General features: G+C 39.9%; 28 protein-coding genes. 21 read left to right on the plus strand and 7 right to left on the minus strand.

Annotated features, from left to right (window positions below; genetic code table 11):
• Positions 1-9: 9 nt before the first annotated feature.
• The 6 genes from miaA to glnA all read left to right on the plus strand — a co-directional run bounded on the left by miaA (position 10) and on the right by glnA (position 5,409).
• Positions 10-942 (plus strand): tRNA (adenosine(37)-N6)-dimethylallyltransferase MiaA, encoded by a 933-nt coding sequence (gene miaA / locus ACZ42E_RS05110; protein WP_464893370.1) that lies wholly within the window; start codon positions 10-12, stop codon positions 940-942.
• A 47-nt stretch (positions 943-989) separates the two neighbouring features.
• A complete protein-coding gene (gene hfq / locus ACZ42E_RS05115; RefSeq protein WP_464893371.1) occupies positions 990-1,238 on the plus strand; it encodes an RNA chaperone Hfq in 249 nt (82 codons plus the stop codon).
• Positions 1,239-1,364: 126 nt separating this feature from the next.
• Complete coding sequence (locus ACZ42E_RS05120) at positions 1,365-2,258, plus strand: AAA family ATPase (RefSeq protein ID WP_464893372.1); 894 nt, start codon at positions 1,365-1,367, stop codon at positions 2,256-2,258.
• Between the two features lie 21 nt (positions 2,259-2,279).
• A complete protein-coding gene (locus ACZ42E_RS05125; RefSeq protein WP_464893373.1) occupies positions 2,280-3,509 on the plus strand; it encodes a methionine gamma-lyase family protein in 1,230 nt (409 codons plus the stop codon).
• A 23-nt stretch (positions 3,510-3,532) separates the two neighbouring features.
• Positions 3,533-4,018 (plus strand): DUF456 domain-containing protein, encoded by a 486-nt coding sequence (locus ACZ42E_RS05130; protein ID WP_464893374.1) that lies wholly within the window; start codon positions 3,533-3,535, stop codon positions 4,016-4,018.
• Between the two features lie 62 nt (positions 4,019-4,080).
• Complete coding sequence (gene glnA, locus ACZ42E_RS05135) at positions 4,081-5,409, plus strand: type I glutamate--ammonia ligase (RefSeq protein WP_464893375.1); 1,329 nt, start codon at positions 4,081-4,083, stop codon at positions 5,407-5,409.
• Between the two features lie 37 nt (positions 5,410-5,446).
• Here glnA and lexA read toward each other — a convergent pair whose 3' ends face one another.
• The 4 genes from lexA to ACZ42E_RS05155 form a co-directional block, all read right to left on the minus strand.
• Complete coding sequence (gene lexA, locus ACZ42E_RS05140) at positions 5,447-6,064, minus strand: transcriptional repressor LexA (RefSeq protein WP_464893376.1); 618 nt, start codon at positions 6,062-6,064, stop codon at positions 5,447-5,449.
• Between the two features lie 68 nt (positions 6,065-6,132).
• Positions 6,133-6,858, minus strand: coding sequence for a tRNA 2-thiocytidine biosynthesis TtcA family protein (locus tag ACZ42E_RS05145; protein WP_464893377.1), 726 nt, complete (start codon positions 6,856-6,858; stop codon positions 6,133-6,135).
• Between the two features lie 10 nt (positions 6,859-6,868).
• Positions 6,869-8,161 carry a (Fe-S)-binding protein gene (locus ACZ42E_RS05150; RefSeq protein ID WP_464893378.1) on the minus strand — a complete coding sequence of 431 codons (1,293 nt, stop codon included), beginning with the start codon at positions 8,159-8,161 and terminating at the stop codon, positions 6,869-6,871.
• A gap of 21 nt (positions 8,162-8,182) precedes the next feature.
• The gene (locus ACZ42E_RS05155) at positions 8,183-9,583 is read right to left on the minus strand and encodes an FAD-binding oxidoreductase (protein ID WP_464893379.1); all 1,401 of its coding nucleotides are present in this window, start codon (positions 9,581-9,583) and stop codon (positions 8,183-8,185) included.
• Positions 9,584-9,774: 191 nt separating this feature from the next.
• Here ACZ42E_RS05155 and murB point away from each other — a divergent pair, with 191 nt between their 5' ends.
• From murB to ACZ42E_RS05175, 4 genes are all read left to right on the plus strand, one after another.
• The gene (gene murB / locus ACZ42E_RS05160) at positions 9,775-10,674 is read left to right on the plus strand and encodes a UDP-N-acetylmuramate dehydrogenase (RefSeq protein ID WP_464893380.1); all 900 of its coding nucleotides are present in this window, start codon (positions 9,775-9,777) and stop codon (positions 10,672-10,674) included.
• Positions 10,675-10,690: 16 nt separating this feature from the next.
• Entirely contained in the window at positions 10,691-12,436 is a 1,746-nt protein-coding gene (locus tag ACZ42E_RS05165) for a B12-binding domain-containing radical SAM protein (RefSeq protein WP_464893381.1), read from the plus strand.
• Between the two features lie 22 nt (positions 12,437-12,458).
• Positions 12,459-13,277: an MBL fold metallo-hydrolase gene (locus ACZ42E_RS05170; protein WP_464893382.1), complete on the plus strand. Its 819-nt coding sequence runs from the start codon at positions 12,459-12,461 to the stop codon at positions 13,275-13,277.
• Positions 13,278-13,411: 134 nt separating this feature from the next.
• The gene (locus ACZ42E_RS05175; protein ID WP_464893383.1) at positions 13,412-14,545 is read left to right on the plus strand and encodes an HD-GYP domain-containing protein; all 1,134 of its coding nucleotides are present in this window, start codon (positions 13,412-13,414) and stop codon (positions 14,543-14,545) included.
• Here the strand turns inward: ACZ42E_RS05175 and ACZ42E_RS05180 are convergent.
• Positions 14,542-14,847 (minus strand): hypothetical protein, encoded by a 306-nt coding sequence (locus ACZ42E_RS05180; protein WP_464893384.1) that lies wholly within the window; start codon positions 14,845-14,847, stop codon positions 14,542-14,544. The two genes, ACZ42E_RS05175 and ACZ42E_RS05180, sit on opposite strands and share 4 nt — an antisense overlap.
• 100 nt (positions 14,848-14,947) lie before the next feature.
• On the opposite strand from ACZ42E_RS05180, the gene ACZ42E_RS05185 reads away from it, so the two are divergent.
• The gene (locus tag ACZ42E_RS05185; RefSeq protein WP_464893385.1) at positions 14,948-15,250 is read left to right on the plus strand and encodes a hypothetical protein; all 303 of its coding nucleotides are present in this window, start codon (positions 14,948-14,950) and stop codon (positions 15,248-15,250) included.
• A 228-nt stretch (positions 15,251-15,478) separates the two neighbouring features.
• On the opposite strand, the gene ACZ42E_RS05190 is transcribed toward ACZ42E_RS05185, so the two are convergent.
• Both ACZ42E_RS05190 and ACZ42E_RS05195 read right to left on the minus strand, forming a co-directional pair.
• Positions 15,479-16,435: a D-2-hydroxyacid dehydrogenase gene (locus tag ACZ42E_RS05190; RefSeq protein ID WP_464893386.1), complete on the minus strand. Its 957-nt coding sequence runs from the start codon at positions 16,433-16,435 to the stop codon at positions 15,479-15,481.
• A 76-nt stretch (positions 16,436-16,511) separates the two neighbouring features.
• Positions 16,512-16,637 carry a TOBE domain-containing protein gene (locus tag ACZ42E_RS05195; RefSeq protein WP_464893387.1) on the minus strand — a complete coding sequence of 42 codons (126 nt, stop codon included), beginning with the start codon at positions 16,635-16,637 and terminating at the stop codon, positions 16,512-16,514.
• A gap of 312 nt (positions 16,638-16,949) precedes the next feature.
• Between ACZ42E_RS05195 and ACZ42E_RS05200 the strand changes: the two genes are divergently transcribed.
• The 10 genes from ACZ42E_RS05200 to ACZ42E_RS05245 all read left to right on the plus strand — a co-directional run bounded on the left by ACZ42E_RS05200 (position 16,950) and on the right by ACZ42E_RS05245 (position 26,303).
• Complete coding sequence (locus tag ACZ42E_RS05200; protein WP_464893388.1) at positions 16,950-18,131, plus strand: NAD(P)-dependent malic enzyme; 1,182 nt, start codon at positions 16,950-16,952, stop codon at positions 18,129-18,131.
• A 336-nt stretch (positions 18,132-18,467) separates the two neighbouring features.
• Positions 18,468-19,337: an FAD binding domain-containing protein gene (locus ACZ42E_RS05205; RefSeq protein WP_464893389.1), complete on the plus strand. Its 870-nt coding sequence runs from the start codon at positions 18,468-18,470 to the stop codon at positions 19,335-19,337.
• Between the two features lie 19 nt (positions 19,338-19,356).
• Complete coding sequence (locus tag ACZ42E_RS05210) at positions 19,357-19,836, plus strand: (2Fe-2S)-binding protein (RefSeq protein ID WP_464893390.1); 480 nt, start codon at positions 19,357-19,359, stop codon at positions 19,834-19,836.
• A 2-nt stretch (positions 19,837-19,838) separates the two neighbouring features.
• Positions 19,839-21,086: a xanthine dehydrogenase family protein molybdopterin-binding subunit gene (locus ACZ42E_RS05215; RefSeq protein WP_464893391.1), complete on the plus strand. Its 1,248-nt coding sequence runs from the start codon at positions 19,839-19,841 to the stop codon at positions 21,084-21,086.
• A 15-nt stretch (positions 21,087-21,101) separates the two neighbouring features.
• Entirely contained in the window at positions 21,102-22,094 is a 993-nt protein-coding gene (locus ACZ42E_RS05220) for a xanthine dehydrogenase family protein molybdopterin-binding subunit (protein ID WP_464893392.1), read from the plus strand.
• Between the two features lie 23 nt (positions 22,095-22,117).
• Positions 22,118-23,143, plus strand: a complete 1,026-nt coding sequence (locus tag ACZ42E_RS05225; protein WP_464893393.1) for a molybdopterin-binding protein — start codon at positions 22,118-22,120, stop codon at positions 23,141-23,143.
• A 1-nt stretch (position 23,144) separates the two neighbouring features.
• Positions 23,145-24,506 carry a selenium cofactor biosynthesis protein YqeC gene (gene yqeC, locus ACZ42E_RS05230; protein WP_464893394.1) on the plus strand — a complete coding sequence of 454 codons (1,362 nt, stop codon included), beginning with the start codon at positions 23,145-23,147 and terminating at the stop codon, positions 24,504-24,506.
• Positions 24,487-25,296: a selenium-dependent molybdenum cofactor biosynthesis protein YqeB gene (yqeB, locus tag ACZ42E_RS05235; RefSeq protein WP_464893395.1), complete on the plus strand. Its 810-nt coding sequence runs from the start codon at positions 24,487-24,489 to the stop codon at positions 25,294-25,296. Before yqeC ends, yqeB begins: the two co-directional genes overlap by 20 nt.
• 12 nt (positions 25,297-25,308) lie before the next feature.
• Complete coding sequence (locus ACZ42E_RS05240) at positions 25,309-26,124, plus strand: XdhC family protein (RefSeq protein WP_464893396.1); 816 nt, start codon at positions 25,309-25,311, stop codon at positions 26,122-26,124.
• 44 nt (positions 26,125-26,168) lie between these two features.
• A complete protein-coding gene (locus ACZ42E_RS05245) occupies positions 26,169-26,303 on the plus strand; it encodes a hypothetical protein (RefSeq protein ID WP_464893397.1) in 135 nt (44 codons plus the stop codon).
• Positions 26,304-26,373 lie beyond the last annotated feature (70 nt).

The raw sequence follows: 26,373 nt of genomic DNA on the forward strand, positions 1-26,373 counted from the left end.
TAAGCCTTGTTGTTAAAATTGGCAGCTATCGTGGGACCGACGGCGATAGGGAAAACAGAAATATCTTTGCTGGTGGCAGAAAAGCTTGATGGAGAAATTATTTCCTGTGACTCCATGCAGGTTTATAAAGGTATGGATATAGGAACTGCCAAAGTGGGAAAAGAGGAAAGAAAGAGAATAATCCACCATATGATTGATATAGTAGATCCCGGGGTTAATTATAGTGTTGCTGATTATCAAAAAGAAGTAAAAATTTTAATAAAAGATATTAATAGTCGGGGTAAATTACCTATTCTGGTAGGAGGTACCGGCCTTTATTATCAGGCTGTAGTAGATGACTACAAGTTTTTTCCTATGCCTGCCAAAGATGAAGTGCGCCGCCGCTGGGAAAAAGCTGTAGAGGAAAAAGGCCTGACCTGGGCTTATGAGTATTTGCAAAATGTTGATCCAGACTATGCTGCCATTATAAGTCCGAATGACCAAAAAAGAATAATAAGGGCTTTAGAGGTATATGATTTGACGGGAAAACCTTTTTCAGGGTTTCAGACCCGGGATAATTCATGTTATAATTTGGCAGTAGCAGGCTTATATATGGAAAGAGATGAATTATACAGGCGTATTGATCAAAGAGTAGAGGAGATGATAGAAAAAGGGCTGATTGATGAGGTATATGAGCTTGTAAGGAAAGGATATGATTTAACTTTTAATTCTATGCAGGCTTTGGGATATAAGCAGGTTTGGTATTACCTGAACGGTTTTTTGACTTATGAGGAAATGTTAAGGGAAATAAAAAGGGAAACCAGGCATTATGCGAAAAGGCAGTATACCTGGTTCAAAAAAGATAAGAGGATAATGTGGCTTAATGTCAAGGATTATCCTTCCTCCACCAGTTTGGCCCAAAAAATTTCCGACTATATAGCAGGACAATTATGTAAAGCGTAGAATTCTTCACTAGAATAGAGATATTTTGAAATGGAGGTAACAGCTAGATGAGTAAAAACCAGTTAAATCTGCAGGATGCATTTTTAAATCAGGTGCGTAAAGAAAGGATACCTGTAACTATTTTCCTGGTAAATGGATTTCAGATAAAAGGTTTGGTAAAGGGGTTTGATAATTTTACGGTAGTAATAGAAGTGGAAGGAAAACAGCAGATGGTTTATAAACATGCCATATCAACGGTAGCTCCCCTTAAACCTATTGGACAGCTTAACCTGAATCCAGAAAATAAAGAAGAATAACCCGGTTAATCCGGGTTTTTATTTTGGTAATGTATAATGTATATCACCACTTTTAGCCTTTTTTCATATAATAATGCAGATGAAAAGGAATTATATATAGGCCTAAGGAGAAAGTGGTGATATTTCTTGGAGATATCAGTAAAGTTTAAAGAAAAACAGGGAGAAGTAATTCCAAGCTGCATAGATCAGGGAATATTAAAAAAAAGTGATGCTTTTTATGAACTGGAAAAGCTTATAGGGCTTAAGGAAGTAAAAAGGAATGTGGCAGAAATCGCTGCTTTTGCCATGGTACAGAATAGGAGGGCGGCTCTTAAATTAAAGACATCTTCAACTGCACTGCATATGGTGTTTAAAGGCAATCCGGGAACTGGTAAAACTACCGTAGCTCGCATAATAGGGAGTATTTTTAATGATATAGGCATTTTATCCAAGGGACATTTGGTGGAAGTAGAAAGAGCAGACCTGGTTGGTGAATATATAGGGCATACAGCACAAAAAACTAAAGAAGTAATAAAAAAATCGCTGGGAGGGGTTCTATTTATAGATGAGGCCTATACTTTGGCCCAGGGAGGAGAAAAAGATTTTGGCAAAGAGGCTATAGCTACTCTGGTTAAAGCTATGGAAGATTACCGGGATAATATTATAATAATACTGGCAGGATATGCTAATGAAATGGAACGTTTTTTACTTTCCAATCCTGGCCTAAGGTCAAGATTCCCTATTCATATAGAGTTCACCGATTATGATGCAGATGAACTTTTTCAGATTGCTGAAAAGATGTATGAGGAAAGGGATTATGAGCTTACTAACCGTTGCCGCTGGAAGTTAAGACAGATACTAAACGATTTTGTACAGAACCGGCATCCCCATAGTGGAAATGCTCGTTTTGTGAGGAATCTGGTGGAAAAATCGATAAGGCTGCAGGCTTTGCGGTTAATCGACAGGGAAAACCTAACCCGTCGCGAACTTATGATAATTGAAGAAAAAGACCTGCCTGATCCGGCAAGTATTAAAGTATAAAATGTAAAGGAGAGTATAAAGTTGCAGGCTTTAGATATGGTAAAAAAAGCAGAACAAGTTTTAAGGGACAAATTCCAGGCTCTGGAGGAAATTGCCTATTATAATCAGGTTAAGGTGCTTAATGCCTTTAAAAAACACCATATAAGAGATGTTCACTTTAATTCTTCTTCTGGGTATGGTTATGGTGATATAGGACGTGATGTCTTAGAAGAAGTGTACAAAGATGTCTTTGCATCTGAAGATGCGCTGGTGAGAGGACAGATTGTTTCCGGTACCCATGCTATTTCTGCCTGCCTGTTTGGCATTTTGCGTCCCGGGGAAGAGTTAGTTTCAGTTACTGGAGCACCTTATGATACCCTGCAGAGCATTATAGGGAAAAACAATTCTTTAAAAGGTACCCTCATAGATAGGGGCATAATATACAGGGAGGTAAACCTTACTCTTGAAGGTAAACCTGCCCTTGAAGATATCCAAAAATCTATCACGGAAAAAACTAAAATGGCTTTCATTCAACGTTCCCGAGGCTACAGCCTGCGTCCAGCCTTAACAGTGGACGAAATCAGGGAACTGGTTCAAGTGATAAAAAAAGCTAATCCTTCTACTATAATCATGGTGGATAACTGCTACGGCGAATTTACAGATACTGTTGAACCTATAGAAGCCGGCGCTGATATTATGGCAGGGTCGCTTATAAAAAATCCGGGTGGAGGGCTGGCCCCTTCCGGTGGTTATATTGCAGGGAAAAAGGAACTGGTAGAACAGGTAGCCTATCATCTTACTGCTCCCGGTTTGGGAAAAGAACTGGGAGCAAGCCTTATAAACAACCGCTGTTTCTATCAAGGGCTTTTTGCTGCTCCCCATGTGGTTTTACAGGCCTTAAAAGGAGCAGTTTTGCTGGCTTATATTTTTGAACAGTATGGTTATGAAGTTTATCCTTCCTGGCAAGAAAGACGGGGGGATATTGTACAGGCTGTAAAGCTAGGAAGTGCGGAAGAGGTTTTGGCATTTTGCCAGATTATACAGAGCAATTCACCGGTTGATAGTGACGTTAAGCTGGAATATTCCGATATGCCTGGCTATGACAATAAAGTAGTAATGGCAGCTGGTACATTTATTCAGGGGTCCTCCATTGAACTATCCTGTGATGCTCCTTTACGTTTCCCCTATTGTGTTTATGTACAGGGAGGGCTGACCTATGAACATATAAGATACGTAACTGTTCGTCTTATAGAAGAAATCTTGCTCAAATAAATAATTTTAAGGCAGGTAATTATATGAATACAGATATGGTTATATTAATTATAGTATTAATTTTTATGTTTTTAGGTTTGCTGGGGACTTTTTTGCCTTTTCTTCCTGGTATTCCTTTAATATTTGTTTCTATTACTGCTTATGCCTGGTATGAAGGATTTAATCTCATAACTCCTGAATGGATAGCCTTTTTTGCTGTACTTACTGTACTTTCCCTGGTTATAAACTATCTGGCTACTGTATTAGGCGCTAAACATTTTGGTTCCAGTTCTTATGGAATAGCTGGTGCTTTTATAGGTGCCGTAATAGGCTTGTTTATTTTGCCCCCTTTAGGGATTTTTATATTTCCCTGGCTGGGAGCCGCGATAGGGGAATATGTTAAAAATAATGATTTTAAGAAAGCTTTGCGCGCCGGGTTAGGTGCAGTAGCCGGCATAGTTTCCAGCATGATCTTTAATATATTCTTGGCGGCTACTATGATTTTAATATTCCTCATAAAAGTATTTTAATTGCTATATAAGGATTTAAGTGGTAATCTAATATAGTTAGTATTCTGCTGGAGGGGTTATTGATGAACAGAGAAGAAGTTTTGCGCATTGTTAAAGAAGAAAATGTAAAATTTATAAGGTTGCAGTTGACAGATATTTTAGGGGTACACAAAAGTGTTTCCATTACGGTTGATCAACTGGAAAAAGCTCTGGATGGGGAATTGATGTTTGACGGTTCTTCTATTGAAGGTTTTGTGCGTATCGAAGAGTCAGATATGTATCTGAAGCCTGATCTTAATACTTTTATGGTCCTGCCCTGGACAAGCCAGGTATCGAGTGGCAAAATTGCCCGCATTATATGTGATGTTTATGATTCTGACAATAGGCCTTTTACCGGTTCCCCCCGCTATATTCTCAAAAAGGTCATAAAGGAAGCGGAAGAATTGGGCTATACCATGTATGTAGGGCCAGAACCTGAATTTTTCCTGTTTCAGGTAGATGAAAAAGGAGCTCCCACACTAATTACCAATGATAAGGCTGGATATTTTGATCTGCCTCCGGTAGATAAAGGTGAAGAAGCACGCCGGGATATGGTGGAAACCTTACAGAGTATGGGGTTCGAAATTGAAGCTGCTCATCATGAAGTGGCACCTGGCCAGCATGAAATAGACTTTAAATATAAGGATGCCCTAACTACTGCCGACAATATTATAACTTTCCGCATAGTAGTAAGGATGGTAGCGCAGAGGCATGGGCTTCATGCCACTTTTATGCCCAAACCCATATATGGCATTGCAGGTTCAGGCATGCATCTGCACTGTTCGCTTTTTAGAGGGGATAAAAACATTTTCTATGATGAAAAAAGTCCGGATGGGTTAAGTGATGTATGTAAGCATTTTATTGCTGGAGTTTTAAAACATGCCAAAGCTATAACAGCTATTACCAATCCTACAGTAAATTCATATAAGCGTCTGGTACCCGGTTATGAAGCTCCTGTATATATAGCCTGGTCTTACAAGAACAGGAGTCCTTTGATAAGAATACCAGCCAGAAGAGGAATTGGGACCAGGATTGAGATTCGCAATCCGGATCCTACCTGCAATCCTTATCTGGGATTGGCAGTAATACTTAAGGCGGGCCTGGATGGAATTAAGAATAAACTGGAAGCTCCACCTCCTGTAGAAGAAAATATATATGAGATGGATCTGGCTGCCCGTCGCATGAGGAATATAGAATCACTGCCAGAAAACTTGTATGAAGCTATAAATGAACTGCATAAAGATGAAGTTATAAAAGAAGCTTTAGGGGAACATGTATATTCCCGCTTTGTATGGGCAAAAATGAAGGAGTGGGAAAACTACAACACCCGGGTTTATGACTGGGAAATCAATGAATATCTTGAAAAATTCTAAAAAAACAAGCGGGGTAAGAAATGATCTTGCCCCGCTTTTACATTTTTCTTAAAAGCCCGGTAACTTTGCCTATAATTTGCACATTCTGGGCAATGATAGGCTCAAGCGCACTATTTTCCGGCCTGAGTTCTATGTAATTATCTCTTATAAATATTCTCTTTACTGTTGCCTCATTTTCCAGCATAGCTACTACTATTTCACCATTGGCAGCACTAGACTGCTGTCTTACGATAAGATAGTCTCCGTCCATAATACCAGCTTCTATCATACTATCCCCGCGCACTTTTAGTATAAAGTGGGTACCAGTTCCTATAAAGCTGGCTGGGACTGGCAGGTAGTCTTCAATATTTTGTTCTGCCAGTATAGGGGTGCCAGCAGCTACAGCTCCTATAAGGGGGAGAGAAATTACTTCCGTAACCGGCTGAGGCATATCCATATCAACTGGTATTATAGCCCGCGTTTTGGTAGCATCACGCTTTAAATATCCTTTTTCCTCCAGCTGCAGAAGGTGGGCATGCACGGTAGAGCTGGATTTTAAACCGACTGCCTCGGCTATTTCCCTTATAGAGGGAGGATAACCGGTAGTCCTGATTTTTTCTTTTATATATTCCAGAATAGCTTCCTGCCTTTTAGTCAAGCCGTCTCTTTTTCCCATTAAATTACCTCCAGAGGAATTTTGACTAAATTATAACATATAATAGGATAAAAAAACAGATGTTCGTTTTAATAAATCCATAAACTATCTTTGTCCACATTTTCAATACTGGCTAAAATCTTGGCTTTGGCACCTGGAAATTTTTGTTCTATCATCTCTACCAGATCTTTTATTTCATGACGCTTAGTTTTGCCATTAGCTGGACACCTGTTTTCTACAGGAGCAAAACCTAGCTGTTCACATATAAGCTTAATCTCTTTTTCTTCTACATATATCAAGGGGCGAATAGCGGTTATATCTATACGGTCAAGATAAGTTTTTGGCTTAAAAAGATGATAGCGGCTTTCATAGAGCATGGACATAAACAGGGTAACAACCACGTCATCCAGGTGATGGCCAAGGGCTACCTTGTTACAGCCGTTGAGCTTGGCTATTCTGTTTAAAGCCCCTCTTCTTAAGTTAGCACATAAGGAACAGGGATTGCTTTCCTTACGCATTTCAAAGACTATTTTCCCAATATTGGTAGTTTCAACGAGAAGGGGCAAAGTAAGCTCCTCGCAAAATTTTTCCAGAGGGGTTATATCATTGTCAAAACCTAAATCTATATATATAGGTTTAAGCTGAAATTCTAAAGGAGTATATTTCTGTAAAAGGGTTAAAAAATAAAGCAGGGTAAGGCTGTCTTTTCCCCCTGACATCCCTACCGCTACTATATCCCCAGTTTCAATAAGGTTGTATTTGAGATTGGCATCCCGGATTTTTTTGAAAATGTATTTTATGCGTCTGGTATGCATTTTTCCTCCTTTATCTGGGTGCTGGTTTTTTCGCATAAGCTTGGCTTACCAATTCTACAGGATGTACAACTTCACTGTTAAAATGATGTCTTCTGGTGCCGTAGCTTATCTGCATTATACAGCTGGGGCAGGAAGTGGCAATTTTTTCAGCTCCGGTTTCCATTATGCTGTCCATCTTTTTATCTAAAATCTTCATGGATAGATCATAATGGGTAAGGGCATAAGTTCCTGACCCTCCACAGCAGCGGTTAGCTTCGGACATTTCGATAAACTGGATACCAGGAACACGCTTTATAAGTTCCCGGGGTTCTTTTTTTATGCCCTGCGCATTTGCTAAATGGCAGGGATCATGATAGGTTACTTTTATTTTTTTAGTTTTGACATTTTCCGGAATTTTTATATCAATTACCTCTATCAGAAATTTGTTTAAATCTATTACCTTTTGGGCAAAGATTTTCGCTTCATCTTCTATTTTAAGCCCATCCAGAAGGAATTCCAGATTTTTATGAGACAAGGCGGCAGAACAGGAAGCACAGTCGGTAATTATATAATCGAAATCATAAGCGTTAAATATTTTTATATTATGTACAGCAAGCAACCGCGCTGTTTCCAGTTTACCATTTGCCAGGTGGGGAAGTCCACAGCATCTGGTCTCAGGTGGTATGATTACTTCACATCCGCTCCGGGTAAGGACATCTACAGTTGCTATAGCTACCTGCGGATTTAAAAGATCAGTTCCGCAGCCCAAAAAGTAACCTACAGTAAGTTTTTTTTCTCCCTGGGCAGGATTTTTAGTTTTTAAAATACTGCGGGCTGAACGGGAAGGTACCTCAGATAAAATTTCTTCCGCTTTTTTAAGGTCTCCGGGCAGAAAACGGGTAAGTCCCAGGCGGCGGGCCATATTCTGCAAACCGGCTTTTTGAGCTCCCCACATTAATTTGGTAGAAGCTTTTAGAAGGCCTGGCCTGGTCCATAAAGTGTCAAAAATAAGTTCTTTCCCAAGGCGAGGGTTATTTTCATAGATATAAGAGCGGGCAGCTGCATTTAGTTCATGAATATCGATACCGGAAGGGCAATTTGTGCTGCAGGTTTCGCACATAAGACAGTTGGCCAGACGCTCATACACTTCTTCACTGGGAGGGACTACTCCATCCCGTAGCATTTGCACCATAAATACATGTCCGCGCGGAGCAGCTATTTCCGTGCGTATTTCAGCAAAAACAGGGCATACACTGCGGCATTTGCCACAGCGCACACATTTCATAATCTGTTCTTTGACAGGAGGAAGGTTTCTGAAGTCCATCTATATCTCTTCCTTTCGGTTTTAAATGAGTTTGCCGGGATTCATTATGCCTTTGGGGTCAAACACTTTTTTTATCTCCTGCATGTATTTATGGGCCAGTCCGTGCTCAAGCTCAGCGTATTCCCTTCTTACTACTCCTACCCCATGTTCGCCGGTAGTAGTCCCTTCCATTTCAATAGCCAGCAGATGGATTTCATGTACCAGCTGTTTTACTTTTTCCACTTCTTCAGGATTTTCCGGATTAATCACCGGTGCAGAATGTACATTGCCATCTCCGATATGCCCGTAATTTACCACCTTGATGCCGTATTTATCACCTAATCTGCGAATAGCTCGCAGGGTATCAGCGACTTTGGAAAGGGGAACACTTATATCTTCACCTGCAAATATACGGCTGCCGTCAGGCCTTACCCTGGCAGCAGCTGCTGCGGTGACACTTCTTCCTTCCCACAATTCTGCCATACGTTTGGGATCAGTAGCCCATTCTACCAGACGAGCCCTTCTGCTTGCAATTTCTTTAATGGTTTGGCCTTCGTATTCTACACTGGGAGGGTTGCCGTCAACTTCAAAAAGGAGTATGGCTTCTGCCTGGGGAAGATTAATTTCAGGCTTAAATTGATTTACAGCTTCAATAGCTGAACTGTCGAGGATTTCAATGCCGGAAGGCATTATTCCCGCCTGATAGACTTCCAAAACAGTAGCTGGCGCATCATCAAGATGATCAAAAACAGCCATGGCAATACCTCTGGCTTTAGGCTTGGGCCAGCAGCGGAGCCGTATTTTGGTTATTACTCCCAGAATACCTTCTGAGCCTACCATAAGTTTGGTAAGATTAAGGCCGGAAACATTTTTTATAGCCTTTGATTTTAAGCCTCCGGTAGTAATCACATCACCATTAGGCAGGACTACTTCCAAACCCAATACATATTGTTCCGTACATCCATATTTGACTGCTCTTAAACCACTGGCATTATTGGCAACCATGCCTCCTACCGTGCACATCTGGCTGCTGCCGGGGTCCGGCGGAAAAAACAGATTATATTTGGCAAGCTCTTTATTAAGCTGGGCGTGAACAATGCCGGGTCTTACAATAACCTGCATATTGCTTACATCTATCTCTACGATTTCGTCAAAAGTGGATAAATCAAGAACTATACCATCATTTATAGCTACACATCCTCCAGTTTCACCGGTGCCTGCTCCCCGGGGAATAACATTTATACCGTTTTCATAGGCAAAGCGCATAACTTTCTGCACATCTTCCGTAGATTTGGGAAGGACTACCGCCAAAGGGGGGACCGGTTTGAGTTTGGTTAAAAAAGAACTGTCATACGAGTAATACATAAGGTCAAGTTCCTGAGTAAGAACTTTTTCTTTACCCAGCTGTTTCAGCAGTTCTTCCTGGATTTTTTTCCTGTCCATCTTCTCACTCTCCAGAATTTTAATTGCAGAATTTTTAATGCTAATTATATCATAATTGGGCGTGGACTTTGTTAAGATCCTGTTAATAAGGTATAATCTAGTAAGCAGGATTTTTCGCTTATACCAAGCATAATAGTTTTAAATATAAAATAAAATTAAATTATGATTAAGGGTATAAGGAGTCGAAATATATGTATGAGGAGATTTTAGATATTCTGCCGCCTGAAAATGTAAAATTTAACGAACCTCTGTGCAACCATACCAGCTTTAAGATTGGAGGACCGGCGGACGTCATGGTGATGCCGGAATCGGTAGAAGACATAAAAAAAGTCCTGTCGTTTGCCAGGGCGAAAAACATACCATTCTTTATATTAGGTTTAGGCAGCAATATTCTGGTGCGCGATAAAGGGATAAGAGGCATTGTGATTAAACTGGGCAACTGTCTTAACCATATAGAAGTTAAGGGAGAAGAAATATATGCAGAAGCGGGAGTGAGGCTTTCTGCTTTATCTAAAAAGGCAGCACAAAACAGCTTGAGCGGCCTCGAGTTTGCAGAAGGAATTCCCGGAAGTTTGGGCGGGGCTATCTTTATGAATGCCGGTGCTTACGGAGGAGAAATAAAAGATGTGGTAAAAGAAGTATATGCGGTAGATGAGAAAGGAATTTTTAAAACATTCTATGAACAGGATATGAAGTGGGGGTACCGCTACAGCATCTTTCAAGAAAATGGCTGCATTATACTGGGAGCCAGGATGAAACTTAAAAAAGGCAACCAGAGCGAAATACTATCCCGTATGCAGAAATTAGGGAAAAAAAGGAGAGAAAAACAGCCTCTTGAGCTTCCAAGTGCCGGGAGTATTTTTAAAAGGCCGGAAGGTTATTATGTAGGCCCCATGCTGGAAAAATTAGGGCTTAAGGGATATAGAGTAGGCGGGGCAGAAGTTTCTGATAAACATGCCGGATTTATTGTTAATACCGGGGGAGCTACCTGTGAAGATGTTTTAAAGCTGATAGATTATATAAAGACAAAAGTCAGGGAAGCATATAACCTGGACTTAGAGGTAGAAGTCAGGATTGTAGGTGAAGAATAGATAGGAGCTAATGCATATGAAAGTAGTTTTATCAACTCTCAATGCCAAATATATACATTCTTCTCTGGCCTTGGCCTATCTTAAGAGTTACTGTGCCGACGGACCATTTGTCACAGAAATGAAAGAATATTCCATAAATGAAGACCTGGAAAAAATAATGATGGATTTGTTTAGCAAAAAGCCGGATGTTCTGGCTTTTTCCTGTTATATATGGAATATTGAATATATACTGCAGCTGGCTGCCGATTTTAAAAAAATTTCCCCTTCTACGGTTATCCTTCTGGGAGGCCCGGAAGTTTCTTATGATGCAGGACAGCTTCTTTCGAAACATGAAGATATAGATATTATCATCAGGGGAGAAGGGGAAATCGCCTTAAAGGAAGTTCTTTATGCCCTCTATTATCAAAAAGATTTGCAAAAAATAAAAGGCATTGCTTATCGCTGGCGGGGTGAGGTTTATGAAAATCCTGACCAGGAATTGATACAAGATCTTGATATAATCCCCAGCCCTTATACTGAGGAAAACCTTAATTCATACTATAAAAACAAAATCATATACTATGAAACTTCCCGGGGCTGTCCTTTTAACTGCAGTTATTGTCTTTCTTCCACCATAAAAGGGGTAAGGTATTTTTCTTTGGAAAGAGTAAAAAAAGATTTGCTGCTTTTTATGGAAAACAGGGTAAAAGAAGTAAAGTTTGTAGACAGAACTTTTAACTGTAATGAGAAAAGAGCGCGTGAAATAATGGAATTTATAGTCCACAATAATAAGGATACCCGTTTCCATTTCGAAATAGGAGCTGAACTGCTTTCCGAGGAGATGATGAGTTTTTTGAAGACTATCCCTCCGGGTATGTTTGATTTTGAAATAGGCGTACAGTCAGTTAACAGCAAGGTGCTCAAGGCAGTTAACCGTCCAAGCGACTGGCATCTTCTTAAGATGAAAATAGAGAAGCTTATCCGTTATGGCAACCTGCATATTCATCTGGACTTGATTGCCGGCTTGCCTTTTGAGGATTACAGGCTTTTTGAATATTCTTTTAATGAAGTCTATAATCTCTATCCTGATGTTATGCAGCTGGGGTTTCTTAAACTGCTTAAAGGCTCCAGAATACGGGAAGAAGGTGCTGAACACGGCTATAAATTTACCAGTCGTCCTCCTTATCAGGTTCTGGAAAACAAATATATCTCTTATAGTGAAATAGTTAGGCTAAAACAGATAGAAGAGCTGCTGGAGCTTTATTATAACTCAGGAAGTTTTAAAAATACTTTACGGTATATTAATGAGGAAGTATACCAAAACGATGCTTTTTCCTTTTTTGAAGATTTCGCACTATACTGGGAAAAAAGAGGATATTTCCACATGGCGCATAAAAAAGAAACCCTTTACCACATACTGAAAGATTTTATTGCTGAGTGTTTGCCTTTCCGTCATAAATGGGCAGTTGAGATTTTAAAGTATGACTATCTGGTAAATAATCAAGCCCATATTTTACCTTCTGGTTTTACAAGCTATAATCCGGAAGAAACCGGTGAATTTTTATACCGTCTTATAAAAGACAGCCAGTTTATTAACAGGTATCTGCCAAACTGGAGTGGCAAATCCCCCCGGGAAATAAGACGCTATGTGCATCTGGAATATTTGCCGGCTAAGGTTATAAATAAAAAACAGGGAGAAGTTTTAACGCCTGTATTGTTTGTTTATAATCCTGTAAGCAAAAAAGCGGAAAATATTATAGATATTGGCAATACAATGGTTTAATATAAAGGTGGGGGGATGGAAAATGATAGAAAGGGTAGATTTTACGCCGGTTATACAGTTTAAAATGGGAAGGGTGTGGGGAGAGAAGCCAATTTATATTACAGCCTGCTATTATGTAGATGGGCTTTTGATTGATACAGGACCTTTCCATGTAGGGGATGAAGTGGAAAAGGCTTTTAAAGGGTTAAAAATTCATACCCTGGTAAATACCCACCATCATGAAGACCATATCGGAAACAACCTGGTTTTTCAGCAGAAATGGGGGATAAAAGAGGCTTTAGCTCATCCTGAGGCAGTCGAACGCATAAAAAGGCCGGAAATCTGGATAGGAAGGCTGAAGAATTACCAGCATATTGCCTGGGGAGTTCCCCCTGCTTCTGAAGCCAGGCCTATAGGAGAAACAGTAAAAACTCCCCGCCATGAGTTCAAGGTTATTTACACGCCAGGACACAGTGATGACCATATATGCCTTCTGGAAGAGGAACAGGGCTGGCTTTTTAGTGGGGATATTTTTATACGGGAAGAAGTCAAAACCCTGCGCAGTGATGAAAATTTCCATCAATTGCTGGCTTCGCTTTATGAGCTTGCCGAATATAATTTTACTACCATTTTTTGCGGTTCTGGCCTGGTAGTAAATGATGCCAGGGAGGCCTTGAAGCGCAAAATTGAATATTTTGAAAATCTTAAGGAGCAGGTTTGGGCTTTATATAAAGCTGGCTGGAGAGTGGAAGAAATAACCGATAAGATCCTGGGGAAAGAAAGTGCGTTATTTGTTCCTACTGAAGGAGATTTTGCCAAAATAAATTTGGTAAAATCAATTCTTAATATTAATAATTTATAAAAAAATATTTTCAGGTGTTGGATGAAAATTACTTTTATGGTATGATTCTAGGTGTCGATTGTTGATTTATAAAGAGGAAAATTAGAAAATATTGCCATATATTATAGAAAAATAGCCGCAAGCAGGGGAGATTTATGATAAAAATACCTACTTCTCATTTAATGCCAGGCATGGTGCTGGCGAGGTCTATTATTGAACCTGACCATAACCGGGTTCTTTTAACTGCCGGACAGGTTTTGAATGAATACTATATAAAACGGATAAAAGAAAAGGGGATAGTGGCAGTTTATGTGAAGGATGCGCTGGGAATTGAGGTGCCCCAGGGAGCAGTATCTGAAGAAACTATACTGGAAGCCAGCCGGATTTTAAACAGTACCTTTAAATCCCTGCTGGCTAATAGGCGCCTGAACTTAAAGGCCATACGAACCCAGATTGACAATATAATTGATGAACTTTTACAAAATAAAAATTTGCCTGTGAGCCTGGAAGACATAAGGGATTATGATTCCTACACCTACCAGCACAGTGTAAGTGTATGTATACTGTCACTTATAATCGGCATCCGCAAAGGCTATAACCGCGATAAGCTGAGAAATCTGGGCATAGGGGCCATACTCCACGACATAGGTAAGATAACCGTTCCCCAGAAGGTGCTTAACAAATGCGGCCCTCTGGATGATTTTGAGTGGGAAATTATAAAAAAACATCCCTTAGAAGGTTTTAATATTATAAAAAATTCCGGTGAGGTATCCCTGCTTTCGGCTCATGTTGCCCTGCAGCATCATGAACATTTAAGCGGCAGCGGTTATCCGCAGGGATTAAGAGGAGATAAGATACATGAATTTGCCCAGATAACTGCGGTCGCAGACATATTCGATGCTCTGGTGTCTGACCGTCCCTATCGCATGGGATATGCCAACAAAGAAGCTTTAGAAATCCTGTATCAGGAATGCGGAAGCAAAATAAACAAGGAATACCTTGATCTGCTTGCTGAACATATAGTCCCTTATCCGGTCGGAACCCTGGTAGTTTTAAGTACAGGAGATATAGCTGTAATAACTGGCCAAAACGAGAATAACTTTTCTAAACCCCGCGTTAAGCTTTTACTGGATAATAACCGCAAAAAATATGACTTAATAAGGGAAGTTGATCTTAGCCATTTTGAAACTATATATATAAAAAAGGCATTGAATAATGATGAAGCAGTACAGATAATTTCCCAGTATGCCCTTATGGAAGCTATAGTCAAGGAAAATATCGGTTATTAAAACTTATATGTACAGTATTGCTCGCCCACTTTTTCTGCATAAGCCTTTAGTTCTTCCAGAGGCGGAACTGGTATATGGGCGAGTTTTACTTTTTCATTGCACCGCGGACATACCAGCCATAAACCGGCAGCATCTACTTTTTCACCTTCAGCCAGTTTTAAAAGCAGGTTTATGAGGGTAGGAGTCTGATTAGGAGTAGAGGAAAACCTGGCAGCGGTAGCCAGAGTCCAGTTGTATTCATTAGCATAGTTGCCGCATTTCATACAGTAAATCATAAGCTCGGCTTTTTCATCTTTGCGCATACCTTTTTTCTCCCTTTTTGATAGATTTAAGAGAGTATTTTATTTTATTATATATTATATTATAATATTATACGAAAATAAATTTTTTAGGGTGGTTATTTTGCTGAAAGAACCTGCCAGGCTTATGATAAAATGTCCTTACTGCAACCGGGAATCAAATGAATATAACTGGTCATTGGCTACTGCAGGCCGCTATTCTATAAGGGATGAAACCTGTCCCGTACTTATCCAGGTTTTGCTCGCTCATATAAATGGAGAAGGAGAATTTTTTGCTGGCTACCGCCTGGTTTGCCCCAAATGTTACTATGGAGTCGATTTTGAAGAGCTTGTTTTGCCCGCTGAGAAAGATATAAGGGAATACGCTGAAAAGGCAGGAGAGGATTACTGCCAGATGTGGCTTTAAAAAAGCTTGACTTACAGGCTATCATAGTTTAATATATATTAAACATGAGTATAAATAATTAAATATATTATTTGGGGTTATAATTAATTTTATTATGTAAGACATACCTATTCCTGCTTATTAAACAGCTAAAACTGAGCACCAGGGCTTTTTAAAAAAGCCGAGTGCCTAATCGCATATCCTTCCTCTAACTCTCCTTTAAAAAGGAGGGTTTTATTTTTATGAATTCTAAACAATATTGCGCGGAATACCTTTTAGATAAGCTTCGATATTAAGTTTAACTTCCTCGACCAATTTGGCACGCGCTTCCCGGCTGCTCCAGGCTATATGAGGCGTAATGAAGAGCTTGTGGCTATTTTTTATTTTTAGAAGTGGATTATCGCTTTCTATAGGTTCTTTTTCCAGAACATCCAGAGCAGCTCCGGCAATTAAGTCTTCATCCAGGGCTCTGGCTAAATCAGCTTCATTTATTATTCCCCCGCGTCCCAGGTTTAAGAGATAGGCAGTTTTTTTCATCTTGGCTATTTCTTTATAGGTTATAAGATTTCTGGTTTTCTCATTTAAAGGGCAATGAATGGAAATTATGTCTGCGTCTTTAAGCAGCTGTTCCAGATCGACGCGGGGATAAGAAGGATTGTTGTTTTGTCCGGAGGTGGAATAATAAATTACCCCGCAGCCAAAAGCAGTGGCGATTCTGGCTACTTCCGAACCTATAGTCCCCAGGCCGATTATTCCCCAGGTTTTATGCCTAATCTCATAAAAAGGTTTTTCAAGATGGGTAAAAATGTGGCTCTTCGCATAAAGACCGGACTTAACATAATAGTCATAATAGTTAAGAGATTCCATAAGGTAAAACAACATGCCGAAGGTATGCTGCACCACACTGTAAGTTGAGTAGCCGGCTACATTGGTTACTGTTATATTGCGGCTTTTGGTATATGATAAATCTACATTGTTGGTTCCCGTAGCGGTTATGCATATTAATCTTACCCGTGGAGCATGGGAAAGATTTTTTTCATTCAGGATTACTTTATTAGTTATGATTATATCCTGTTCCATGATTCTTTCTATTACCTCATCAGGTGAAGTTTGAGGATAGACGGTAAGGTTCCCGAACTGTTCAAAGATGGACAAATCGACATCAGAGCCCAAGGTGTCAGCATCAAGTATACAAAGGTTTAACAAAACTTTTTCCCCCTTTTAAAAATATATTAAATAAAGAAGACCTCATTTAAAGAGGCCTTCTATCACATTAATATTATTATGTTTCTTTAATAAAAACAACATTTACCGCTTTTATAAGTGCTGTAACTTCATCGCCCTGTTTAAAACCTGATTCTTCAAGAGATTCCCGCGTCATCACGGACGCGATTTCGATGTCGCCCATTCACATAGTTACCTGGGCCATAACACCATCCGCCTTGATTTCTCAAATGCGTCCTTTCAGCTGGTTGCGGACAGCTGCCTGCATAAGTCCTACCCCCTTTTTTAAAAAAATTATGCTTAAATTCATTTTTATTAGTATTTTAAAAGATTTAATACATAAAAAATGTAGAAAAAACAAAATAAGGAAATGAATTATAAAGTGGATTATGTCTTAAAATTTCCTGAATAATTTCAGGTTGCAATTAATTTTTTTTTGCTATAAGTTAATAAATATGCAAGTTTATAAAAAGCTATTAATAAAAATGGTCAGGAGATGAGAAAAGTGGATTTAAATGAAAAATCCCTGGAATTACATGCCGTTTACCGCGGAAAAATTGAGGTAAAAAGCAAGATTGACATAAAAGACAGGGATGATTTGAGCATAGTCTACACTCCAGGAGTAGCTGAACCTTGCAAAAGAATTCATGCCTGCAGGGAAAAAGTTTATAAGTATACAGCTAAAGGCAATCTGGTGGCAGTAGTAACTGATGGCTCTGCTGTTTTAGGGCTTGGAAATATTGGACCGGAAGCAGCTATGCCGGTTATGGAAGGAAAGGCCATTCTTTTTAAAGAGTTTGCCGGTATTGATGCTTTTCCGATATGTCTGGCTACCCAGGATGTTGAGGAAATCATAAAGGTGGTAAAATATCTGGCTCCCACCTTTGGAGGCATAAACCTGGAAGATATATCTGCTCCCAGATGTTTTGAGATTGAAAAAAGGCTTATAGAAGAGCTTGATATTCCGGTTTTTCATGATGACCAGCACGGTACAGCTGTAGTTACTGCCGCAGGACTTTTAAATGCTCTAAAAGTAGTAGGGAAAAATATAGACGGGGTTAAAGTGGTGGTTAATGGACCGGGAGCAGCCGGTACTGCTATTACCAAAATGCTTTTGAACATGGGAGTGGGAGAAATATTAGTATGTGATGAAATAGGGATTTTATGGGAAGGAGATGACAGGTTAACCCATCAGAAACAGGAGTTAGCCTCTTTAACTAATCCAGAAAAACGAAAGGGAACCCTGCGGGACGCTCTTAAGGGAGCAGATGTATTTATAGGGGTTTCAGTTCCCGGAGTAGTAGATAAAGAGATGATAAAATCCATGAACAAAGATGCGATAGTTTTTGCCATGGCTAATCCGGTACCTGAAATTATGCCGCAGCTGGCCAAAGAAGCAGGAGCCAGGATAGTGGCCACCGGGCGTTCAGATTTTCCAAACCAGATAAATAATGTGCTGGCTTTCCCTGGCATATTTAGAGGGGCTCTGGATGTAAGAGCCAGAGTAATAAATGAGGAAATGAAAGTAGCCGCTGCTCATGCTATTGCTGGAATAATCAGGGAAGAAGAACTGCACGAAGAAAATATAATCCCGGATGCTTTTGACCGTCGGGTTGTCCAGGTTATTGCTGAGGCGGTAGGGAATGCAGCCATAAAAACAGGAGTGGCCAGATTATAAAAAATGATTTATAAAGCCTGCGCAAAACTTTATAAACAGTTATAATAAAAATAAAATTAAGTTATTTATATATGTTTGAGATGAATCGGATATTTTTTCTTGCGGGAAAAAATATCCGATTTTTTATTGGGGCTTATAAATGCTTAAATGGATAAATGTCAAAAATAGTGCTTGTTTTATAAAAAAATTTAGCCGGAAAGAACAACGAAAATATATAAATTTTTGGCATAAAAATTGCAAAAGTTATGTTAATGGAGATTTTATAAATTTTATTTTAAAAGTTAAAACTAAGATTAAATTTTCCTGGGGTTTTGCATTATAGAAAGGGAGGTTTTTATGGAACTTAAGGAAGTTATTAAAGCAGGAAGCCTGGAACAAGCTCTGACTGTACTGGATGAGAAAAAGGAAAGAGCCAAGGTTATTGCTGGAGGAACCGACCTGGTAATCCAGCTGCGTGAAAAAAAGGTTAATCCGGAAGTTCTGGTAGATATCTCGGATGTTCCTGAACTTTCTTTTATTAGAGAAAACGGGGATTTTATTGAAATAGGGGCTGCTACCCGTTTTGTCACTATAAAAAACAGCCCCCTGATAGGCGAACAGTTTAAAGGATTGAAAGAAGCAGCTGGCCATGTAGGTTCTCCCCAAATAAGAAACCTGGGAACTGTAGGAGGCAATATATGCAATGCGTCACCAGCTGCTGACACGGTGCCTGCTCTCTTAGCATTAGACGCAGTTGCCATTATAAAGAATAAAAAGGATACCCGTGAAATGCCTTTGGAAGATATATATATTGACCGGGGAAAAGTAAAATTACAACCGGATGAAATATTGTATGCGGTTAAATTTTTGAAGCCTAAACGTGGACAGGGACTAGGATTTGTGAAACTTGGACTTAGAAAAGCACTTGCTATTTCCACAATATCAGTAGCAGTTTTTATTGAACTGGATGAAAATAGTGTAATAAAAAATATACGCATCGGAAGCGGGGCTTTATCCAAATTCCCGATAAGGGAAAAAGAAGTAGAGGAGTTTCTGAAAGGCAAGAGACTTAATGATGAAGTCATAGAAGAAGCAGCTGAGGTTTTTGGCAAGGTTTTGGAGGAAAGGCTGGCTACCCGTCCTCCGGTGGAAAAAGATTTTAAACCTTATGCAATAAAAGGCGTATTTAAAGAAGCTTTGAATAAAGCAGTACAGAGAACAAAATAAATTTTAGAGGTGAAAAAGGATGAAAAGTATAAGTCTTACTGTTAACGGAAAGCTTTATCAGGTAGAAGTAGAAGAAGATATGAGGCTTTTAGATCTCTTGCGGGATAAACTTGGTTTTACCGGTGTGAAGGAAGGATGTTCAGAAGGGGAATGTGGTGCCTGTTCAGTTATAATGGACGGTAAGCTGGTGACTTCCTGTCTGGTTATGGCTTTCCAGGCTGAGGGGAAGGAAATAATAACTATAGAAGGATTACAAAATGAAGATGGTACCTTGCATCCGATACAACAGGCCTTTCTGGAAGAAGGAGCTGTACAGTGCGGTTTTTGCACCCCTGCCATGGTACTGGCCGCTAAAGCAATTCTGGATAAGAATCCCAACCCGACTGATGAAGAAATTAAGGAAGGGATATCCGGCAATCTGTGCCGCTGCACCGGTTATGCCAAAATTGTAAGCAGTATAAAAAAAGCAGCGGAATACCTCAATAAAGGAGGAAACTAGGGATGAGTTTTAACGTTATAGGCAAAAGTGTAATAAGGGTAGATGGATTATCAAAGGTAACAGGAAAAGCTATTTATCCCCAGGATATATATATGGATGGTATGCTGTATGGAAAAACTCTGCGTTCCACTGTTCCTCATGCTTACTTTACCCTTGATACCAGCAAGGCAGAAAAGATTGACGGGGTAGTAAAGATATTCACGGCTAAAGATGTCCCTGGACATAATGTACATGGGGTTTTATTCAAGGATCATGAAGTTTTTTGTGCCAAAAAAGTGAGGAGGATAGGAGATCCTCTGGCTTTTGTAGTTGCTACCTCTGAAAAGATTGCGCAAAAGGCTCTGGAGGCCATTGAAGTGAAGTATGAGGAACTGCCAGCTGTTTTTGATCCGGTAGAGGCTATGAAAGATGAAATTAAGGTTCATGATGGAGTAAGCAATATACTTTATCACTATAAGCTCAGAAAGGGAAATGTCGAGGAAGGGTTTGCCAAATCTGATGTTATTGTAGAAAATATATACCGGACTTCCATGGTAGACCATGCCTTTTTACAGCCAGAAGCAGGAGTAGCTTATGTAGAAGAAGATGGTACTATTGTAGTGTGTGCAGCTACCCAGTATCCGCATTTTGACCAGCTGGAAATTGCTGAAGCCATGGGAGTGCCAGCGGAAAAGGTCAAGGTTATAAACCCTGCAGTTGGAGGAGCTTTTGGCGGAAGGGAAGATATTACGCTGCAGATACATCTGGCGATAGCTGCAGTAGCTACCGGAAAGCCGGTAAAAACAGTGTACTCCCGGGAAGAATCTTTCCTGGCTCATTCCAAAAGGCATCCGGAAATAATAAAAATTAAAACTGGTGCAGATAAGGAAGGTAAGCTTTTGGCCTTAGAAGCTGAAATAATTGCTGATACTGGCGCTTATGCTTCCTGGGCTATAAATGTAACCCGTAAATCAGGTATTCATGTAACAGGTCCTTATGTAATACCAAATGTGAAAGTAGATGCCTATGCAGTATATACCAATAATCCATTCTGCGGAGCCATGCGCGGTTTTGGAGCTACCCAGGTGCCTATCGCTACTGAACAGCAGATGGATATGCTGGCTGAAAAGCTGGGCATAAGCCCGGTAGAGATAAGGCTTAAAAATGCCTTTACCAAAGGCTCAGAAACGGCTAATGGACAGATTTTAACGGAAAGTGTGCCATTAATTGAATGTATCAAAAAAGCAGCTGAAGCCGTAGGAATGGCTTAAAAGGGGGTAAAAAAAGTGAAAAAAAGAGGTAAAGGAATAGCATGTATTTTTTACGGAACTGGATATGGTAACGGCTTCCCCGATGTTTCAAGAGCTTATGCTGAATTGCAGCCAGATGGAAAGGTTGCTATATATACTGGGGCTACCGAAGTAGGACAGGGGGCTAAAACGGCACTAAGCCAGATACCTGCTGAAGTTTTGGGCCTTGGTGTTGAAGATATAATTTTCATAAATGAAGATACCAGTATTACTCCTGATGCAGGTACAGCAGCTGCCACCAGACAGACTTACAATACAGGCAATGCTATAAAAATGGCTGCAGAAGAACTCAAAAAAGAGCTTATTAATATTGCGGTTAAAGAATTGGGCTTAAACAGCGATATAGGATTAGAGATGAAAGATGGTAAAATATATTTAAAGATTTTGCCCAGCAAGTATATTACTTTTGCACAGATTGCAGCTATGCAGCCTGAACCGCTGCGCACTTTTGCTACTTTTACTGCCCAGACGGTACAGATTGACCCAGAGACTGGACAGGGAGCCCCTTACTGGCCTTATACCTTCAGCGCATGCGCGGTGGAGGTAGAGGTGGATACCGAAACTGGTCAGGTAGAAATAATAAAAGCTGCTCATGCTCAGGATGTAGGCAGGGCTATTAACCCCAAGATGATTGAAGGACAAATGGACGGCGGATTTGCCATGGCTATGGGTTATGTTTTATATGAAGATTTAGGCCTGGAAAACGGCAAGATATGGAATAACAAGCTTTCCAGCTATATTATTCCTACTGCAATGGATATGCCGGAGATCCAGAACATAATTGTAGAAGATCCGGAAAGTACAGCTCCTTATGGAGCTAAAGGTATCGGCGAACCGGTAATGATTTCAGTAGGTCCTGCTATACTAAATGCTATTTACGATGCAGTAGGGGTAAGGATGACAGAAATTCCGGTAACCCCCATGAAACTTCTCAAGGCTATAAAAGAAAAAGAACAAAAAGGGGCCTAATTTTAATATAGAGGAGATGCAGTGTGAAAAAAGTAAGGGTAGAAGATGCTATAGGCATGGTACTGGCACATGACCTTACCCGTATAGTGCCTGGTGAGTATAAAGGGCCTGCTTTTAAAAAAGGGCATGTTATAAAAGAAGAAGACCTGCCTCTTTTGAAAAGCATGGGAAAAAACCATATTTTTATATTGGAAATGAATTCTTCTATGCTGCATGAAAATGAAGCAGCGGAAAGAATAGCCCATGCGGCCGCCGGCAAAAATATAACCTTATCAGAACCTGCAGAAGGGAAGATAAATTTTATCGCAGCAAGGGAAGGATTGCTGAAAATTAACCTTAAGGTTCTGGAAGAAGTAAATAAAGTAGAGATGGTAATTTTGGCTACCCTCCATAATAATACTCCGGTAAAGGAAGGACAGATAGTAGCAGGTACCCGGGTAATCCCTTTGATAATTGAAAAAGAAAAGATTGAACAGGTAGAAAGGTACTGTGCCTCGGATTTCCCACTTATATGGGTAGAAGAGCTGAAACCCTTGAAAATTGGCATAGTAGTTACCGGTACGGAAGTATATGAAGGGAGAATAGAAGACAAATTTGGCCCGGTTTTAGCTGATAAGGTAAAAAACTATGGTTCCAGCCTCCTGGCTGTCCGTTATGCTCCAGACAATGTAGAAATGATTAAAAAAGAAATTGAAGATTTAATAGACAGAGGCGCAGACTTGATTATGACTTCCGGAGGCATGTCAGTAGATGCTGATGATGTAACTCCCACGGCTATAAGAGAAGTAGCAGATGAAGTGATAACTTATGGTTCCCCTGTACTGCCAGGCGCTATGTTCATGCTGGCTTATAAAGGTGATGTACCTGTGCTGGGAGTACCTGCCTGCGGCATGTTTTACAGGATAACCGTATTAGATCTGGTACTGCCCCGTATACTTACAGGAGAAAAGTTGCAAAGGTCTGATCTTACCAGGCTGGCTCATGGTGGACTGTGTTTAGGATGTAAAGACTGCCGTTATCCGGTATGCCCTTTTGGAAAGCAGGGATAAAATGTTTGCAGATTATTTTAATCTGAATGATGATAAAAAAGAACTAATAAGTTTTGTAGGGGGAGGAGGGAAAACCTCCTCCATTTTTAGGTTGGCACATGAACTTAAAGCCAGGGGCAAAAAAGTGCTGGTTACCACTACTACCAGGATTTTTGTGCCCGAAAAAGGTGATTTTGATGAACTTGTAATAAAAAGTAAGCCGCAACATGATATTTTTAACCCCGTACCTGGCAGTATAACGGTACTGGGAAAAGAGCTGCTTGAGGAAGGAGAAAAGCTTAAGGGAATAGATCCTTTCTGGCTTGATAGTATTTTTACTTCCGGATGTTTCGATTACATATTGGTAGAAGCGGATGGATCCAAACAAAAATCCATCAAAGCCCCAGCTGTCCATGAACCGGTTATACCATCATCTACTACTAAAACAGTAGGGGTTATAGGCTTGAGTGTATTAAACAAAAATGTTGATACTGAAGTATTTAGAGCAGAGATTTTTAAAAAAATCTGCGGAGATAACAGTGTAGTAAATTTGGAACAAATTTTTAGGCTGGTAACGTCTCCACAGGGACTCTTTAAAAATGTGCCTCCTGATTCTGAAAAATATCTATTTCTAAACCAGTTAGAAGGAGAACCGCTTAAAAAAGCAGCATTTCTTCTGCTGGCTATGCTGGAGAAGGCAGATTTTTATCTGGATGGTTTTATAGCTGGAAGTATTAAAGAGGGAAAATTCTATTCCTATCCTCTAAGGCAAAAAATAGCCGGTATTATTATGGCAGCCGGTTTTTCCAGACGCATGGGGCAGGACAAGCTGCTTTTAAAATTAGATGAAGGTTTGCTGCTGGTAGAAAAGGTTGTAAAAGAAGCAGCCGCTTCTGATTTGGATGAGGTAATACTTGTATATCAAAATCCAGTAATACAAAAAATAGGCGAAAAATACGGGGTAAAGACGGTTTTTAATCCTGATGCGGTCAAAGGGCAAAGTGCTTCTGTGCAGATAGGGATAAAAACATGCTTGCCTGAAATGAATGGATATATGTTTTTGCCCGGGGATATGCCTTTTATTGACAGAAAACTTATAAATAAACTGTTAAAGGTTTTTAAAAATTCCACCTTTCCTGTAATAGTACCTTTTTATGATGGCCAACCTGGGATGCCTACCATTTTCTCATCTTCTCTTAAGGCTGAACTTTTAGAGATTACAGGAGATGAGGGAGGACGCAGCATAATAAGAAAAAATCCTTTTCGGGTAAAAAAGGTTCATATAAAAGAAGTTTTTAGAGGTATAGACATAGATACTCCGGATGAGTGGAAAAAATATTTTACAGAACGGGAGATGGATCATATTGTTAAAAATAGCCAATAATACAGTGGTTATAAGGGGAGCTGGGGATTTGGCAACCGGTGTTGCCCACCGTTTATACCGTTCTGGTTTTAGGGTTTTAATGCTGGAGATTGAAAAACCCCTGGTAATAAGAAGGACAGTAGCTTTTGCTTCAGCTGTTTTTGAAAAGGAATATACAGTAGAAGGAGTCAAGGCGGTAAAAGCGGAAAGAAAAGAAGATATATATAATATATGGGAAAAGGGATGGATACCGGTTTTAGTTGACCCGCAAGCTAAAATATTGGACTTCATAAAACCCGGAATACTGGTAGATGCTATTCTGGCCAAAAAAAATTTAGGTACCTATAGAAAGATGGCACCTGTCACTATTGCGCTGGGGCCAGGTTTTAAGGCAGGAATAGATGTGGATGTGGTAATAGAGACTAAAAGGGGGCATAATCTGGGGAGGCTTATTTTTGAGGGGTATGCCGAGGAAAATACCGGTATTCCGGGGGAAGTTATGGGATATGCCCGGGAAAGGGTTTTGTATGCCCCCGCTGATGGAGCAATACATAATCTGGTAGATATAGGGGAAAAAGTGAAAAAAGGACAGACTATAAGTTATGTAGAAGGAAAACCGGTTGTAGCGACTATTGATGGCGTTCTGCGCGGGCTCATAATGGATGGAATGGAAGTAACAGCAGGATTAAAGATAGGTGATATTGACCCGCGTGGAATAAAGGAATACTGCTTCACTATTTCTGACAAAGCTAGAGCTCTGGGGGGCAGTGTATTAGAAGCTATTCTGCTTTTAAGACAAAAACTTGATTAAAGAGGTAGGGATATGGAAAACATAATTTTAGATAAAGTTGTAAAAGAAATGAATGAAGGAAGGAAAGTAGCCCTGGCTATGGTTACCCGCATTTGGGGATCCAGCCCTTCCCCCGAAGGGGCTATGATGGCTGTTTTAGAGGATGGAACTACCACAGGTACAGTGGGAGGAGGAAGCCTGGAAGGGGAAGTTATAAAAAGAGCCAGGGAATGCCTTAGGGATGGTCGAAATGAGGTTTTTGCTTTTGAGCTGACCAACCAGGAGGTCAGGGAAAGCCTCAACATGATTTGTGGAGGAAAAGTGGAAGTTTTTATAAGGGTTTTTATTCCTAAGCCCAAACTTCTGCTGGTAGGCGGCGGACATGTCGCGTATGAAGTTTATAAACTGGCAAAATTTCTAGGTTTTTATACGGTTATCTTTGAAGACAGGCCTGAATTTGGTAATCAGGAGAGATTTCCCGAGGCTGATGAGATAAGATTAGGTGATATTAAAACCATGTTAACTGAATATCCAGTGGATGATAACTGCTATATAGTTATTGTTACCCGTGGACATGCCAGTGATGAAGAAGCCTTACAGGCAGTTATAAACCGTAATGCGGGATATATCGGAATGATAGGCAGCAGGCGCAAAGTTTCTGCAGCTTTGGAAAAACTCAAAAGCCAGGGAATAACTGATGAAAAATTGAACAAGATATATGCTCCTATAGGGTTAGATCTGGGAGGGGATACACCGGTAGAAATTGCTTTCAGCATAATGGCAGAAATACTTCTGGTTAAAAATAAAGGAAAGCTCAGACATTTGAAACTGGGAGGTGAGCAAAAATAGGAAGTAGACATATATTTTGCAGCAATAATGAACAGGCAATTGATTTGGAACATGATCCTAATTTAGAAGAGGCAATCATACATTTTAGGCCCTGTGAAAATGTGGTGCAAACTAAAAAGATAAAACGTCAGGATCTGGAAAAGGTTATTTTTGAAGCTATAAAAGAAAAGTTTTTTTGATATTAAGAATTATAGATTATGACCTGCAACTAGCTCACCAGCTGATGGGAGCTAGTTTGTTTTTATATAA

The sequence above is a fragment of the Thermosyntropha tengcongensis genome (genome assembly GCF_055381335.1).

Excerpts from the sequence above, each read along its gene's own strand:
- lexA (WP_464893376.1), bottom strand. The coding sequence starts at position 6,064 with ATGGGAAAAAGAGACGGCTTGACTAAAAGGCAGGAAGCTATTCTGGAA.
- yqeC (WP_464893394.1), top strand. The coding sequence starts at position 23,145 with ATGTTTGCAGATTATTTTAATCTGAATGATGATAAAAAAGAACTAATA.
- ACZ42E_RS05240 (WP_464893396.1), top strand. The coding sequence starts at position 25,309 with ATGGAAAACATAATTTTAGATAAAGTTGTAAAAGAAATGAATGAAGGA.
- ACZ42E_RS05210 (WP_464893390.1), top strand. The coding sequence starts at position 19,357 with ATGAAAAGTATAAGTCTTACTGTTAACGGAAAGCTTTATCAGGTAGAA.
- ACZ42E_RS05195 (WP_464893387.1), bottom strand. The coding sequence starts at position 16,637 with ATGGGCGACATCGAAATCGCGTCCGTGATGACGCGGGAATCTCTTGAA.
- ACZ42E_RS05155 (WP_464893379.1), bottom strand. The coding sequence starts at position 9,583 with ATGGACAGGAAAAAAATCCAGGAAGAACTGCTGAAACAGCTGGGTAAA.
- ACZ42E_RS05175 (WP_464893383.1), top strand. The coding sequence starts at position 13,412 with ATGATAAAAATACCTACTTCTCATTTAATGCCAGGCATGGTGCTGGCG.
- murB (WP_464893380.1), top strand. The coding sequence starts at position 9,775 with ATGTATGAGGAGATTTTAGATATTCTGCCGCCTGAAAATGTAAAATTT.
- ACZ42E_RS05165 (WP_464893381.1), top strand. The coding sequence starts at position 10,691 with ATGAAAGTAGTTTTATCAACTCTCAATGCCAAATATATACATTCTTCT.
- ACZ42E_RS05130 (WP_464893374.1), top strand. The coding sequence starts at position 3,533 with ATGAATACAGATATGGTTATATTAATTATAGTATTAATTTTTATGTTT.
- glnA (WP_464893375.1), top strand. The coding sequence starts at position 4,081 with ATGAACAGAGAAGAAGTTTTGCGCATTGTTAAAGAAGAAAATGTAAAA.
- ACZ42E_RS05170 (WP_464893382.1), top strand. The coding sequence starts at position 12,459 with ATGATAGAAAGGGTAGATTTTACGCCGGTTATACAGTTTAAAATGGGA.
- ACZ42E_RS05215 (WP_464893391.1), top strand. The coding sequence starts at position 19,839 with ATGAGTTTTAACGTTATAGGCAAAAGTGTAATAAGGGTAGATGGATTA.
- ACZ42E_RS05205 (WP_464893389.1), top strand. The coding sequence starts at position 18,468 with ATGGAACTTAAGGAAGTTATTAAAGCAGGAAGCCTGGAACAAGCTCTG.
- ACZ42E_RS05145 (WP_464893377.1), bottom strand. The coding sequence starts at position 6,858 with ATGCATACCAGACGCATAAAATACATTTTCAAAAAAATCCGGGATGCC.
- ACZ42E_RS05180 (WP_464893384.1), bottom strand. The coding sequence starts at position 14,847 with ATGCGCAAAGATGAAAAAGCCGAGCTTATGATTTACTGTATGAAATGC.
- ACZ42E_RS05150 (WP_464893378.1), bottom strand. The coding sequence starts at position 8,161 with ATGGACTTCAGAAACCTTCCTCCTGTCAAAGAACAGATTATGAAATGT.
- hfq (WP_464893371.1), top strand. The coding sequence starts at position 990 with ATGAGTAAAAACCAGTTAAATCTGCAGGATGCATTTTTAAATCAGGTG.
- ACZ42E_RS05200 (WP_464893388.1), top strand. The coding sequence starts at position 16,950 with ATGAGAAAAGTGGATTTAAATGAAAAATCCCTGGAATTACATGCCGTT.